The organism is Ornithinibacillus caprae, from assembly GCF_009728145.1.
Taxonomy (GTDB): Bacteria; Bacillota; Bacilli; order Bacillales; family Amphibacillaceae; genus Ornithinibacillus; species Ornithinibacillus caprae.
In genome coordinates this window covers 138895-153108 of record NZ_WOCA01000007.1, presented here as the reverse complement: position 1 = coordinate 153108, position 14214 = coordinate 138895, and the positions used below count along the sequence as shown (strand labels likewise).

22 protein-coding genes and 1 pseudogene are annotated in these 14214 nt (G+C 35.9%); 21 read left to right on the top strand and 2 right to left on the bottom strand.

Annotation, left to right across the window (positions count from 1 at the left end):
• Positions 1-174 precede the first annotated feature (174 nt).
• The 5 genes from GMD78_RS11040 to GMD78_RS11020 all read left to right on the top strand — a co-directional run bounded on the left by GMD78_RS11040 (position 175) and on the right by GMD78_RS11020 (position 3436).
• Entirely contained in the window at positions 175-1149 is a 975-nt protein-coding gene (locus tag GMD78_RS11040) for an ABC transporter ATP-binding protein (protein WP_155668884.1), read from the top strand.
• A complete protein-coding gene (locus GMD78_RS11035) occupies positions 1136-1909 on the top strand; it encodes an ABC transporter permease (protein ID WP_155668883.1) in 774 nt (257 codons plus the stop codon). Before GMD78_RS11040 ends, GMD78_RS11035 begins: the two co-directional genes overlap by 14 nt.
• Positions 1910-2024: 115 nt before the next feature.
• Positions 2025-2369: a CotD family spore coat protein gene (locus GMD78_RS11030; protein WP_155668882.1), complete on the top strand. Its 345-nt coding sequence runs from the start codon at positions 2025-2027 to the stop codon at positions 2367-2369.
• 78 nt (positions 2370-2447) lie between these two features.
• Entirely contained in the window at positions 2448-3002 is a 555-nt protein-coding gene (locus tag GMD78_RS11025) for an SLOG family protein (RefSeq protein ID WP_155668881.1), read from the top strand.
• Positions 3003-3064: 62 nt separating this feature from the next.
• Complete coding sequence (locus GMD78_RS11020; RefSeq protein WP_196493782.1) at positions 3065-3436, top strand: DnaJ family domain-containing protein; 372 nt, start codon at positions 3065-3067, stop codon at positions 3434-3436.
• A 38-nt stretch (positions 3437-3474) separates the two neighbouring features.
• Here GMD78_RS11020 and GMD78_RS11015 read toward each other — a convergent pair whose 3' ends face one another.
• Positions 3475-4341 carry a glycoside hydrolase domain-containing protein gene (locus GMD78_RS11015; protein WP_155668879.1) on the bottom strand — a complete coding sequence of 289 codons (867 nt, stop codon included), beginning with the start codon at positions 4339-4341 and terminating at the stop codon, positions 3475-3477.
• A 187-nt stretch (positions 4342-4528) separates the two neighbouring features.
• Here GMD78_RS11015 and GMD78_RS11010 point away from each other — a divergent pair, with 187 nt between their 5' ends.
• The 10 genes from GMD78_RS11010 (at position 4529) to GMD78_RS10965 (ending at position 10198) form a co-directional block, all read left to right on the top strand.
• Entirely contained in the window at positions 4529-4705 is a 177-nt protein-coding gene (locus GMD78_RS11010) for a hypothetical protein (RefSeq protein WP_155668878.1), read from the top strand.
• A gap of 137 nt (positions 4706-4842) precedes the next feature.
• Positions 4843-5211 (top strand): cupin domain-containing protein, encoded by a 369-nt coding sequence (locus tag GMD78_RS11005; RefSeq protein ID WP_155668877.1) that lies wholly within the window; start codon positions 4843-4845, stop codon positions 5209-5211.
• 62 nt (positions 5212-5273) lie between these two features.
• Entirely contained in the window at positions 5274-5582 is a 309-nt protein-coding gene (locus GMD78_RS11000; protein WP_155668876.1) for a hypothetical protein, read from the top strand.
• 17 nt (positions 5583-5599) lie between these two features.
• Entirely contained in the window at positions 5600-6139 is a 540-nt protein-coding gene (locus tag GMD78_RS10995) for a hypothetical protein (RefSeq protein ID WP_155668875.1), read from the top strand.
• A gap of 12 nt (positions 6140-6151) precedes the next feature.
• Positions 6152-6685, top strand: coding sequence for an HAD-IIIA family hydrolase (locus GMD78_RS10990; RefSeq protein ID WP_155668874.1), 534 nt, complete (start codon positions 6152-6154; stop codon positions 6683-6685).
• A gap of 20 nt (positions 6686-6705) precedes the next feature.
• Positions 6706-7365: a hypothetical protein gene (locus tag GMD78_RS10985; RefSeq protein ID WP_155668873.1), complete on the top strand. Its 660-nt coding sequence runs from the start codon at positions 6706-6708 to the stop codon at positions 7363-7365.
• A gap of 28 nt (positions 7366-7393) precedes the next feature.
• Positions 7394-8011: a class I SAM-dependent methyltransferase gene (locus GMD78_RS10980; RefSeq protein ID WP_155668872.1), complete on the top strand. Its 618-nt coding sequence runs from the start codon at positions 7394-7396 to the stop codon at positions 8009-8011.
• 22 nt (positions 8012-8033) lie between these two features.
• Entirely contained in the window at positions 8034-8735 is a 702-nt protein-coding gene (locus tag GMD78_RS10975) for a class I SAM-dependent methyltransferase (protein ID WP_155668871.1), read from the top strand.
• A gap of 18 nt (positions 8736-8753) precedes the next feature.
• Positions 8754-9308 carry an NUDIX hydrolase gene (locus GMD78_RS21590; RefSeq protein WP_343042262.1) on the top strand — a complete coding sequence of 185 codons (555 nt, stop codon included), beginning with the start codon at positions 8754-8756 and terminating at the stop codon, positions 9306-9308.
• A gap of 143 nt (positions 9309-9451) precedes the next feature.
• Positions 9452-10198 carry a phosphorylase family protein gene (locus tag GMD78_RS10965; RefSeq protein ID WP_155668870.1) on the top strand — a complete coding sequence of 249 codons (747 nt, stop codon included), beginning with the start codon at positions 9452-9454 and terminating at the stop codon, positions 10196-10198.
• A gap of 76 nt (positions 10199-10274) precedes the next feature.
• On the opposite strand, the gene GMD78_RS10960 is transcribed toward GMD78_RS10965, so the two are convergent.
• On the bottom strand, positions 10275-10469 hold the full coding sequence (locus tag GMD78_RS10960) for a DUF4177 domain-containing protein (protein WP_155668869.1): 195 nt from the start codon (positions 10467-10469) through the stop codon (positions 10275-10277).
• A gap of 144 nt (positions 10470-10613) precedes the next feature.
• Between GMD78_RS10960 and GMD78_RS10955 the strand changes: the two genes are divergently transcribed.
• The 6 genes and pseudogenes from GMD78_RS10955 (at position 10614) to GMD78_RS10935 (ending at position 14213) form a co-directional block, all read left to right on the top strand.
• A complete protein-coding gene (locus GMD78_RS10955) occupies positions 10614-11027 on the top strand; it encodes a VOC family protein (RefSeq protein ID WP_155668868.1) in 414 nt (137 codons plus the stop codon).
• A gap of 22 nt (positions 11028-11049) precedes the next feature.
• The gene (locus GMD78_RS10950; protein ID WP_246187632.1) at positions 11050-11988 is read left to right on the top strand and encodes an alpha/beta hydrolase; all 939 of its coding nucleotides are present in this window, start codon (positions 11050-11052) and stop codon (positions 11986-11988) included.
• Positions 11972-12862: a hypothetical protein gene (locus GMD78_RS10945; protein WP_155668866.1), complete on the top strand. Its 891-nt coding sequence runs from the start codon at positions 11972-11974 to the stop codon at positions 12860-12862. Before GMD78_RS10950 ends, GMD78_RS10945 begins: the two co-directional genes overlap by 17 nt.
• Positions 12863-12882: 20 nt before the next feature.
• A pseudogene (locus GMD78_RS21585) lies at positions 12883-12990 on the top strand (aspartate racemase); the annotation flags it as partial.
• A gap of 70 nt (positions 12991-13060) precedes the next feature.
• Positions 13061-13465 carry a VOC family protein gene (locus GMD78_RS10940; RefSeq protein WP_155668865.1) on the top strand — a complete coding sequence of 135 codons (405 nt, stop codon included), beginning with the start codon at positions 13061-13063 and terminating at the stop codon, positions 13463-13465.
• 70 nt (positions 13466-13535) lie between these two features.
• Complete coding sequence (locus tag GMD78_RS10935) at positions 13536-14213, top strand: hypothetical protein (RefSeq protein WP_155668864.1); 678 nt, start codon at positions 13536-13538, stop codon at positions 14211-14213.
• Position 14214 lies beyond the last annotated feature (1 nt).

Sequence of the window (14214 nt, the reverse complement as noted above, 5' to 3'; positions counted from 1 at the left end):
CTTGACCGAGGGGCAAAAGGATTTATGGAGAGTAAATATACAGCAAGGTATCCGATAAGCAAAACATGATGAGTACGTCTTAAGTCTGAAACATTTTCAACCCAAGGACCGTAGAGATTATAGGGCACAACATATAGAATGTAACCTGTATTAGAAAAAGAAAGGGATGGGGATATGGAACCTATAATCAAGGTTGAAAAACTAAAAAAGTCTTACAAAAAAAGAAAGTCAAAAGAAATCGTGAAAGCAGTAGATGATATCTCATTTACGGTGAATAAAGGAGAGATACTTGGACTACTTGGACCAAATGGTGCAGGAAAAACGACTACAATTAAATCCATTTGTGGGTTGCTAAAGCCTGACTCTGGAGTGATCACGGTTAATGGTATCAACAATCAAAACAAAAGATTGCAGGCATTGAAGCATATAAGTGCTGTGTTAGAAGGAAACAGAAATCTATATTGGCGTTTATCTGTTCGAGAAAATCTTGAATACTTTGCTGGAAACAGAGGACAATCCCGAAAAGATGTTGCAGGAAAAATTGATGATCTACTTGTAAAATTCAATTTGAAAGAAAAAGAAAATGAGTTAGTTAATCGACTATCAAGAGGAATGCAGCAAAAGCTCGCTATTGCTGTTGCAATGCTTGCAGAGAGTGAGGTTATACTACTCGATGAACCGACCTTAGGATTAGATGTAGAAACTGGCTATGAGGTACGAGAAATGCTACGAGAGATTGTTAGGGACTATAACCGAACAATTATCATTAGCTCGCATGATATGGATGTTATTCAAGATTTATGTGATCGTACAGTGATCATTAATCATGGAAATATTGTAACTGACGATAAGGTGGAAAATCTGTTGCGTTTATTTGAAGTGCGGGCATATTCCATTACGCTAGGCGGTTTACTAAGTGAACAGCAACATCAATTATTACTTCAGAAATTCCCACAACTAGAATATACTCCAGATACAGTTCAATCCATTTTAGAAGTTGATCTAACAAAAAGTGAAGAGATTTATGATTTATTTGATGTGTTAAAGCTAGAGCATACCCCTGTCGAAGCAATTGATCGTAAAACCGTTAATTTCGAGGAAATATTTATGAGAATTGTAAAGGGGGAGAAGCAACATGCACTGGTTTAACCTTCTTAAAGCAAATGTACGAAAAGAATATATAGAATTAAAACGGTATTTGCCAAATACACTTGCCATGTTATTTACATTTTACTTTGTTTTTCTTGGTATGTTTTTAGGAATTCAAGTGATTGGTGATCCAAGCTCACAAGATGTAAATACACAGTACGCAATTGTTAATTATATTTTTTGGTTTTTAGCCTTCACGGTTATCAATAATATCGGTTGGGAAGTTATTAATGAAGGAATGAGAGGAACGTTAGAACAACTTTCTATGTCACCAATGGGAATATGGAAAATCATGACGACAAGACTCTTTGCGACAACAGTTCTTAACTTTATTATTGTCATTATCTTACTTTTCCTATCGATGATAACCACTGGTCAGTGGCTCAACATAGATGTTCTCACAATTTTACCCATTCTACTCTTAACATTAGTCAGCATGTTTGGGATTGGGCTATTCATTGCAGGGATTTCCATCATACTGAAGCAGGTTCAAGCATTTCTGCAAATTTTACAGTTTATCTTAATGGGATTAACGTTTGTTCCATTATCTGTTGCTCCATTTTTAGCGTACTTTCCTTTTGTTAAGGGGGTAGATCTAGTACGTAATGTCATGATTAATGGAGTTACTTTAAATGAAATAAGCATGGGTGATTTTGTAATACTTGGAATCAATGCTATTGTATATTTTGCTGTCGGTCTTGCAATCTTTTTGTATTGTGAGAAAGTTGCTATGAGGAAGGGCTTGTTAGCACATTATTAATGTGGGCGGTTCCCAGTCATAATGATATTTTCACTAAAATAGGTTACTGTCTTATACAAGTATCGGTCACCTGTCATAGTTTATTAGTGAACTTATCACAAGAAAGGGGATATTTATGAGACATCGAAGACCACATTTTGGGTGCCCTAAACAAGTTGTTCACCCAACCAAGCAGGATGTTGTACATTGTTGCTCAAAGGAAGTTGTGCAACATGTACATCCATCGCATACGACAGTAATGAATCACCATCTAATTGAAAATCAACATGTTTATCCACATTCAACTTCAACAGTGAATACAGTGAACAGTATTGATGTATTTGGTGGAGCTTATAATGTACCGGCACCAGGGCCGGGAGTAGCTCCTGGGCCTGGAGTTGGCCCTGCAGCAGGACCAGGAGTGGGTCCAGTAGGTGCACCAGGAAGACCACCAGTACCGGGTGCAAATCCTTGGAGATAGTTGTATAAATGATGGTAACATGAAAGAGCTGGCAGCTAATTGTCAGCTCTTGTACATATTTGAAAAGGATGTTTTCATATGAAGGTCCTAGCTGTAACAGGATATAAACCGATGGAGTTAAATATATTTAAAGAGAATGATCCTAAGATCGCATTTGTCAAGGCGGCTATTACGAAAAAGCTGGTAGGCTTTATTGAAGAAGGATTAGAATGGGTGATAGTTAGCGGTCAAATGGGAGTTGAATTATGGACAGCAGAAATTGTGCTTGATCTTAAGGAGGAGTATGACATTCAAATTGCCATTATTCCTCCCTTTGAAAATCAGGAAAACCGGTGGCCAGAGCCTTTACAACTTAAGTATCAAGAATTAACCATGATAGCAGATTTTTATCAGCCGATGTACCAAGGCGATTATAAAGGTCCATATCAATTTGTTGCTAAAAATAAATGGTTGGTGGATAAAAGCGACGGTTGTTTGCTACTATTAGATGAAGAGTATCCAGGAAGCAATCGTTATTTTCACGAAGAAGCAAAAAACGCGTCTAAAGACTACCCAATCTACGTAATTACTCCATTTGATCTGGATGAAGTCGTAGAAGAAATCCGTATGTCCGACCCAGATAATTGGGGATAATATAATATTTTTCGACAAGTGACAGGCACCGACAAAAAATAATGCTGAGTGGAGGTAGGTTCATGAGTGATGGGAAGAAGAGGGAGTATGAAGTTGAGGAACGTTTGCAATACAAGGATCATATGACAGAAATTATTAGGAAGGCTGAAGATGAGGGGCATTTTGAAGATCTTCCTGGTAAAGGAAAGCCTCTTCATCTTGGGCGTAATTATGGTGGAAATTCCTATGAGGCACAGCTAAACAAAACATTAAAGGATAATCATGTTCTTCCTAGATGGGTAGAATTAGCGAATGAGATTGATCATTTGAAAGAGCAGCTCCAAACAAGGGAAGGGAAAGAGCGAAAAAAGCTGGTTAAAGAAATCAATAAAAAGATTAAAGAGTATAATTATGCTTGTCCTCCATCATTACAACGAAATAAAGTAAGTGAATAACATGAAAAGGAGTGGATTAACCTTCCACTCCTAGATGATTACCATAAATATTCGATCATTTCACCTGTAAATAGATTTGTGTCAATATTACAAGTTTCCGCATCGATTGCGTACTGCCAACCGTACAGCAATGCATTTTCAGGTCCTTCAGGGTTATATTCTGGAGCGTTTTCCTTAGTTGTTACATCCTCTTGAGGATAAGCTGACCATACAACTGTATCTTCTTGAACGCCTTCTTCCAATCCGTTAAACGCTTCAAATAATTCGCTACCTTCATCAAATACTCCATAGATAGCTGGCTCATAATTGGAATCATTTAATGCATCATACCAGCCTTCCATAAATGCAGCATCTACTGGATATTCTGGCTCGATATCAACGAATAACGCAACACCTTCAGGAACACCTAAGTCATTTGCATATTGAATAGCTGTTTCCCCGTGTTCGACACCATGGTCATATCCTCTTGCATCATTGACATGGTTGTAAATAACGAGAATTTGAATATCGTTTTCATGGAAGTAGTCAACTTCATCACTATCCATTCCTTGAGAGACGCCTTCACGATCACCTAAATAGCGTCCCCACACTTCTGGTTCACCAAAGTTGTCTACAACACATGAATACATATTTTCATCCGTATAGCTTGCGGAGTCTACGCCCCATACAACTTCATCGCTATTGTCGTTATTTTGGTCTCCTTCTTCACCAGAACCATCAGTGTTTCCTTGATCACTTTCTTCTTCATCATTGCCGTCATCTGAATTATTATCTTCATTTTCCTCTTGAGGCGGGTCCTCTCGTGGTGAACTATCTTGGTCATCAAAAACTGCTAAATTTAAAAAGATCGGGATTGCAATTACAATGGCAAGACTAATTAGTGTGAATATCTCGTATTTTTTCATGAAATAACTAAAACCCTCCTTTCATCCCTTATTGCAGTCTATTTAGGGATAGGCGGATTTGTGTGGGCGAAGGTAGGAGGGGTGAATAGTTATTCATTTTTTTTAGTTAGGTCTTAAGGTTTATTGTTTGGTATAATTGGAGGTGATGAATTTGTTAGTGCTTATACATATTTAAGGAGGGTTCTTTGTGGGAGAATTTTTTGCGTTTTTAATGCAAATGGTTATCTATATGGTTCCATTTGTAATTTTATTTTTTGTCATCCAGGCTGCAGTACGTAATGGAATTAACTATTCTGAGGTAGGTAAGTACATAAAAGAAAAACGAGAAGCAGAAGCAGCTAAAGAAGTAAAAAAGAAAAAATAGATAGCACCATTTGTGAGAGCATTGTAATTGGGCAATGCTTTTTTTGATGCAAAAATGTTATTTGAACCTGTTGTTAAAGTGTTATAATGGTTTAAAATATTAGAATTTATCGTTAATTTTCAAGGGGGGGAGACGGAATGCAGATCTTTAACTTTAAACAAGAGGTTGGAACAAAGATTACCCATTTTGATTCTAATTTTGTTATGTCACGAATTTTGAATACACAAGGATCTGTTCATATAGGTTGTATGCATTTAGAAATAGATGGTGTAATAGGCTACCATCAAGCAACGGTTTCTCAACTTCTGTTAATTGTAGAAGGAGAAGGTGAAGTTAGGGGGGAAGAGGATAGATTTATCCGTGTTACCAAGGGTGATGCTGTATTTTGGGAAGCTAGAGAGTGGCATGAAACGAAAACAGAATGTGGACTTACTGCAATTGTTATTGAGGGGAAAAATATAAATCCAACTAGCTTAATGCCAAAAAAGGGAGGAGGCATATTATAATTCTTCATTACTCTTCATTACCCATTTTGATGTACATAATCTATTAAAAGGAGATGGAAGTTTTGAAGGAATGGTTACTAGTTGTGATCGTCCTTGTCGAAGTTATTATCGCTCTGATCATCGGGTTATGGTTGACAATTTTTGTGATAACACCTTTTTATGAATCTGTTGGAATTACCGTCTATGGGGATGTCTGGGTCCTTTGGTTTGCAGTCGCTATTTTTCTTTACTCTATTTACACCATGATTTTTTCTTCAATTGTAAAATATCCACTTAAACGAAGGCTTCGATCGAATTTATTTTGGTTTCTTTTTGTTGTTTCTATTTTATTAATAGTAATCCCGTTTATTCAGGGAGAGGTTCCTTATTAATAGGAGGTAGTTTGCAAATGGTGAAGTATGAAAAGGTATTATCAAAAAATGAAATTGATAGTTTAAATAAAGTGGTTGGAGAAAGATTGAATTCTTTATATAGTCCATCCCTTAATTCGGAATCAATCACAAGTCCTTTATATCATTTTTATCAAACGGTTTTGCTAAGTTTTGAAACCTTCTACATAGCTGTCGATATTGAATACTTAGAAACGGAGGGTTGGGAAGAGTACTGGGATATTGAGATTAAGGAGCAATTAACTCCTGAACCAATAAAGTATAACATTGATCCAAATGATCAAATAACTATTTATCATCCACTAGTATCAATAGGGATTTGGAAAAAGGTAAGAGGATATGCAATATTTACTGAAGAACATAAGTCTGAAAAAGAATATATACATTCTGATGCAGCAATTATTTTTAATCTAGAAAATGATTGGAAGATTTGTCTATCTGGAAAGACGAATTGGTCTGCATTAGAGCTTACGTGGGATGAGGGAAGAATAGAAGAAATTATAGACGGTTGTTATGAAAGGTATAGTTATAGCTCGTAAAGGAGGAAGAGAATGATTCAAGCCGTGTTCATCGATAGAGATGGAACGATTGGGGGGAGCGATCAAGTAGAATATCCAGGTGAATTTGAATTATTTTCACATGCTCAAGAATCTATTAAAGTATTAAAAATGAATGGTAAGAAAGTCTATTCGTTTACTAATCAACCTGGTGTATCTAAAAGAGTAGTAACTAAGGATATGTTTGTACGTGAATTAACAGGATATGGGTTTGACCAAGTGTATCTATGTCCTCATCAACATGAACAGATGTGTGATTGTAGAAAGCCGAATATTGGTTTGTTAGTCCAAGCTACAAAGGATCATAATCTGGATTTGGAACATTGCGTGGTTATTGGTGACAGATGGACAGATTTATTAGCTGCTCATCGAGCGGGTTGTAAGAAAGTGTTGGTACAAACCGGTGCGGGTAAGGAAGCTTTTCATCAATTTCAAAAAGGGGACTATTTTGGTGAATGGGCTGATGTGGAACCAGATTACGTGGCAAAAGATTTGAAGAGTGCTGTCGAGTGGGTGTTATCTGATTAAGGAGTGAAGGGGAATTTCGTATGCTGAACGCTTTACGTACAAGGCTATTAGATAGGTTAAAATTTTTAAAGATACCTGAACTTGATGTCTCCGGTGATTCAATTACGGAATTTGAAAGCCTGTACGAGCAATATGTTTCCTCAGGTAATGGCGAATTAATTCCGTACGATCTACCTGATCCCAAATACATATTTCTAAATTATTTAATTGAAAATAAAAATATAGTAGTGCATGGATCCAATAATCCTAATATCAATATATTTGAACCGAGAGATCAAACGTTATTTAATGGGAAAAAGGTAACCGCTGTCTTTGCGGCTTCTGATAGTATTTGGTCTATGTTTTTTGCAGTTATCAATCGAAGCCAATATGAAGGTTCATTAAGAAATGCCTGTTTAACGGCGGATACTAAAAAGGGAGTTAAACGTTATTATTATTTCTCACTTAATAAAGATTATCATGGAAAACGTTGGACAAACGGAATGATTTATCTATTCGATAAAGATGGCTTTCAACAAGGTGGAGCTAAAAATGAATGGATTTCTGAAAAGGAAGTAAAGCCTATCGCAAAAATACCAGTTGAACCTAGTGATTTTATTTTCAAAGATTCTATTAAACTACATGATGAAGCAACTTCACATGTGAAAAATATGATGAGAGATTTAACTAGGAAGAGATAGAATACGTCTAATGTATAGGAGATAACGAATGGATATATTGATCAAAAAGAATTTAATAAATTCGTATAATAAGCAGGCAATGAATAGAGATTCAATGTTAATACCTGATTGGAAAACAAAAGAGAGAGACCACTTTATGGAGTGCTTAATAAACGAAAATAAGAAAAACATACTTGAAATAGGTGCAGGACCTGGAAGAGATAGTTTGTATTTTAAAGAAAATGGAATGGAAACGATGAGTATTGACCTTTCTCCTGAAATGGTTAGATTATGTAAGGAAAAAGGGTTGAATGCAAAAGTCATGAGCTTTGAAAATCTTGATTTTCCAGATGAATGTGTTGATTCCATCTGGGCACTAAATTGTTTGTTACATGTACCTAAGTCACATATAAGAGAAGTTCTTGCTGAAATCAGACGTGTACTAAAACCATCAGCCCTTTTTTATTTGGGCTTGTATGGAGGCATGAATTGGGAAGGTGTTTGGCCAAATGATTCGTATGAACCGAAGAGATTTTTTTCATTTTTCGAAGAGGAGTCGATTAAAGAACTACTAGCTGATTTCTTGGAAGTGGAATATTTCAATGTACTTCCAGCATCAGTAGTCGGTGGAAGCCTTAGTTTTCAGTCTATTATATTGAGAAAGTAAATTCCTAGGTAGAGGTGTAAGTATGAGGCAAATTGAATTGATCCGATCAGAAGAAAAGAAATACCACGATTATTGCTACGATAATTATAAGTTGTTTGAAGCGGGCTCTTGGCTACACAGACCTGTTAAGACTGTCATGGAATTATTACCGTACTTTGATATATATGAGGAGATAAATGTACTGGATTTAGGATGTGGTGTTGGTAGAAATAGTATTCCAGTAGCTAAAGCCTTTGTGGATAAACAATGCCGGATAGATTGTGTTGACTTACTAGATTCAGCTATCAGAAGATTGAAGGACTATAGTTCAGAATATGGTGTTTCGAATCTAATAAAAGCAGTCAAAGCGAATATAGAAGATTACCATATAAAGCCCAACGAATATGATTTTATCATTGCAGTGTCTAGCATAGAACATGTTGATTCACAGAAGCAATTTGATCGTGTAATTCGACAAATGGCTGCGGGTACGAAAAATGGAGGAATTAACTGTATTATCGTTAACTCTGATGTGAAAGAAATGGATATAGAAACGGGTGAGAAGCTTCCTGTTCAAATGGAAATTAACATTTCGACTAGTAATATGAAAAAGAAACTAGAGGAGATGTATGGTGGGTGGAATCTAGTTAAGCAAATCGTAAAGCCGCTAGAATATAATATTAATAGAAATGGAAAAGAAATTTTACTAAGAACAAATGCAATTACCTATGTGGTAAGGAAATAGGCTGAAGGGGGGATAACGGTGGACAAATGGAAGACGCTACAATCAAACTATATATTCAAAACTCCTTTTGGAAACGTGCGAAAAGATACTTGTGAATTACCGAATGGTCATCTAATCGAAAGCTATTACGTAAATGAGTATGATGATTGGGTCAATGCTATAGTTGTAACAAAGGAAAATCAAATTGTCTTAGTAGAGCAGTATCGACATGCAGCACAAGATTTCTTCTTAGAGGTTCCAGCAGGTAAACCAGAGGATGGAGAAACATATCGTGATGCAGTAATAAGGGAGGTAAGAGAGGAAACAGGGTATATATCAGAGAAAGACCCAATATGCTTAGGTGAATACTACGTAAATCCAGCAACGCAGACGAATAAAGTGATCACCTTTTTCATTCAAGATGCTTATCTAGCGTATGATCAAAACTTAGATGCTACAGAGTTTATTGATATACATTTAGTAGATATAGATGAGATGGAAGCTAAGATATATGCAGGAGAAATTAATCAATTGTTTACTGCGAATGCATTTTTTATGAGCAAGTCTTTTTTTAATGGGATTTCAAAAGACTAATATGCCAAAAGGACGCTTTGTTGGGACTTTTCATATGGAAACATCTCCAGATTTGTTACTTTCAGATGTTGTGAACCTTTTGTCGCGGAGTAAACAACATGAGGTACGGTTAGTTATCAATCCAAATAAATGGGGGGAAATCGATGAAACTATACGGAGACTATACAAAAGAAGATTGGATGAAAAACTTAGGAATGAAGGAAGCTTATATTCCAGGGACGTTTATTATTCATGGCGAGTATGAACATGAAGAAAATATGGAAACTTGGAAAAAACTCCTAACCAAAGAACAGTGGCATCCTACCTGGAATTTAGTTGTAGGAGAGCATAACAATCAGCAAATAGGTTTTGCGAATGTCTTTGGTGGACCATCTGCTTCGATGGTTGCCCATCGATTTGCATTAATGGGAACGGAAAATTTGATCCAAACCGGATATTATGGTGGATTATCTTTAGATATTGAGTATGGTGACATTTTAATTGTAACAGGTGCTTATATGGAAGATGGAGTATCTCAGTGGTATGCCCCAGGTGAAACGATGGTATATGCTAATTCTGAATTGGTTTGCGCTGCAATCGATTATTGTGAAGAAAAAGGCTATCGATACGTGACGGGATCGGTATTTTCTACAAGTGCGATGTTAATGGAAACTGCAGAGCTTGTTAAGAGTTGGTCACAGGATGGTCATATTGGAGTCGATATGGAAACTGCAACAACATTTGCCATAGCGAGGAAATTTAATCGAAAATCGATTGGATTACTTAATCTTTCCGACCATATTATTGAAGGGGATACATTTTACTCGCGAGCGAAGCATATCGATGATGTTATGGATGAAACCGATAGGCGAATACGTGAAATTTCTTTATACCTTGCAGAGAAGTTTTAATCGAAAGGCTGAGGGAAAATGGCAACTCCTCAGCCGTTTTGATTGCCATGAATATCCGTGATTAATGCAAATTTCATTACTTTTTCCTTTTAAATAATAGTTGATTAAATTCTACTTTAACATCTCCACCTCTTCCACCAACCTGGGGGATAACATTTACTAATTCCCAGCCTTGACTACCATATTCATTTAATTTTTCCTCGAATTCTTCACGATCTGCTGAAGTGATTCCTAATGTCCAAGTTTCTACTGCATACTCCCATTTTTCCAATATAAACACTCCTTTTAATATAAATAATCAGATAGGGAAATTGTGTAAATTTTTTTCAGTTAATTATATTCTATCATAGATTAGGTGTTATAATATTTTTAATATTATATTGATTTGCTAATTATAAAAATCAAGGAGGATACGATGAAAGAATCGCTAGTAAGAGTTGGAACAACATATTTGCCAGTAAAGGATGTTCAAGAGTCAACGAATTGGTATATCGATCATTTAGGTGCAATTCTTAATTACATAGATGAAGAAAAGGCAATTTTAGATTTTGCTAATCAAAGCTTCTTTTTAGTTAGGGCTAAAAATGGGGAAAATGTAAATTTCTATGATGCGCATGGTCGACAGCATTTTTCCTGTACGTTTGAGGTGAATGGATTAGAAGCACTAGAAGTCTTACATGAGGAGTTTAAAGTGAAAGGGATTACTGTTGGGGAAATAGAAAATAGGGGACATACAGGAAGGAATTTTGTTTTTTCGGATCCAAACGGAAATATGTTTGATGTGTGGAGTGAGCTAAGTGAAGAATTTAAGAAAAGGTATGGTTATTAAATAAATGAAAAAGGCTATCATTATGAGAAATATACTGAATGTAATTGGATTTCCATTATATTTGATTAATAGAACCATTCATAACAAAAGGAGACAAGCACCAATTGGTGACTTAATAGAAGTAGGAGGTAAAAAGATCCATACGATTGTAACAGGAGATAAAGACGCAAGGTGTACGGTTATTTTAGATGCGGGGCTAAGTTGCTGTTCGCTTGATTGGGTACACATCCAACCTGAATTATCTAAATTTACTAGGGTAGTTTCATTTGATCGTCCCGGATATGGTTGGAGTACGTTGGCTAATGGAAAATATACAAGTGAAGATATGGTCAGCGATTTACATCAATTGTTAACAGAATTATATATTGAAGGACCTCTCATCCTAGTAGGGCATTCCTATGGTGGTTTGAACATGCGTTTATTTGCTAGCAAATTTCCAGAAAAGGTTGCGGGGATAGTGTTAATTGATTCTGTACACGAAAATCGTTATATAAGCAATTATTGGGACCAATCCCGTAAGAAGGAATATAAAAAAAGTAACAGACTATTTCAATTAGGATTTATAATGTCAGAAATAGGGATTCCTAGATTATTAGGACTTGCTGTGGGGAGGAAGTGGTTGCCAGCTCCCTATCAAGATGTAGCTCATTATACAAGTTATCAACCTAGTGCTTACGAAGCCGTCTGTAAGGAATTTATCTATGCTGAAAAATCTGCACAGCTGGTTAAACAAGCATCGCCATTAGAACAAAATTTACCGGTAACAGTCTTAAGTTCGAAAAATAATGATCCAACATGGAAACAACAACAAGAACTTTTAGGTAATCTTACAAATAATGTCTCAACAATCCAAACGAATCATGGTCATTCTATGCATCTAGAAAACCCAAAATTAGTTATTGAGGTTATAAAGGATTTAGTTTTAATCATAAAAGGAGAGTTAAATGAAACCAATAATTAGAAACTATGAAACAAAAGATGAAAAACAGCTAAAACAATTAATAAGACTAACGAATCAAGAGGATTATTTCGTTCATCTACTTGCTAGCGGCAATACGATACAAGCTTTTTCTGCAGTATTTGAAGAAAGATTGGTCGGTGTCATCATTGCATGGAAAAGCAAATTTCATCCATATTGTACCTATATACGCATTGTTAGCAATCCTATATTAAGTTACTCCATATTCGAAAGAGATTTACTGGAAATGGTTGAAACCAATTTAGCAAAAGTAGATTATCCGTTGCAAGTGTCTGTATGGGATTCATCGGTAGGGTTAATAGATTTCTATAATCGTAATGGTTTTGAACTTATCCGAAAAACATATATGACGAAACTACAACTCGATCATGTACAAGATTTATTATTCCCAAATCAAACAGAAGATATAAAATCACTAGCTGAAATCATAGAAGATGAGGTAAGAATGAGGGAACTTACCAAACTAGTAAAAGCTAATTATGAAGAAACACATCGTTCTAATCCGGTTGCAGACTTTGATGAAAATAGATGGAAGGCACTTATATTGGAGGATATTTTGTTAGATGGTAGCTTTATTCAATTTGATCAAACGATGGACAATATTCTCGCTTATTCCTTTCTTCATCACTCTGATGATCATGTGGAAACATTGGAATTAGGTTGGTGCGGGTGTAGAAGTAGAAATGATCGAAGTTACATACCAAATTTAGTTATAGCTCAGATACAGTATGGGTTAGTAAAAGGGTACACCTTCTTACAAGGGGAATTTGATACGACAGATGACTATGCACTAGAGGTATTAAGAAATATACCATTTCCTCCTTGTGCTGCTTGGAATACCTATCAAAAGAAGTGACTAGAAACGGAGGAAATTAGCTGAAAACAATTGGGTTGAATGGAGAGAAGTGTTGGGAATCAACAATAGAATATTATCTGATAATTGCTGATGCAGTAAATGAGAAACTGGGTGGGCTACATTCAGCCTAAATCCTTTTGTATAGTGTTACACGCCTTTGAAGCGGTGCTTTAGATTAATTAGTAAAGGAGAAAAATTATGGAATTCAAGGATTTTAATGCTGCTCAAATACGAGTTGCTCGACCAACAGACAAATTTGATCAAGTTATTAGCTTTTATGAAAAAGGAGTTGGACTACCACGAATTGGTGATTTTGAAGGTCATCGTGGGTTTACTGGTGTGATTTTTGGACTGCCTGATTCATCCTACCAATTAGAGATTACGAAACATGTTGATGGAAGTCCTTGTCCAGCTCCAACAAAGGATAATCTACTCGTGTTCTATATACCTAGTAAAGAAGAATTAGATCATGTAGCAAAACGATTATCTCTAATGGGGTACTTTGAGGTAGAACCAGAAAACCATTATTGGAAAGAGAAAGGGATTACGATAGAAGATCCAGATGGATGGCGAATTGTTCTAATGAATACGAATGGAATATAAGCTTATCCTGCATATAACTAGTAGGGACTTCGAGATTAGAATGGAACAGTATTAATATGGAGTTGTTATAATGGATAAATTGATTAATTTTGAGGAGACAAGATGGATCTTTGATGAACTAGATACAAGCCACTACTCCCAGGGGATGACAGTAAAACATGTTATTCCACCCAGGTTTTTGAAATATGGAAAGATTCTACAGCCATTATTTCGAGATAACCTTATTAAGAATGAATCTTTAACTTTTGAAGACTGTAGGGATAGTGATTTAGATGAAATGGACCTTGGTGAAAAGTTTACATATAAGGATATAGCTTGTAAGTACGGAATGCCATACGACAGTGAAATAACTACAGCCACTTTTATTTCTTTCTTTGGAGGATCACTACCTTGTTACCTAATTACCTCTGAGGAAGGCGATCTAGACAGAGGTATTGTAGAATCTCTTGTAATCTTACTTCGGGAATTTACGGGAGGTAAGTGTTATTTCTACTATGCTCCCAACAGTTGGGTTAATGAAGAGCTATTATTTTACGGGAAACTTACCGAATTAATCGCTCTAATAAATGAGGTTGGTAGCTTTCCAACCTACTGTTGGTCTGAAGAACGATCTTGGTGTATTCATATGAATTACAATGTAGACTTTGCGTTGATAGGAGGACAAAAGCAATTAATCGACCAATTAGCTAACTCGGATATAGAAATGTTTAAGATAGAGTACTCTGATATAGTATTAAAATACAGGTGAT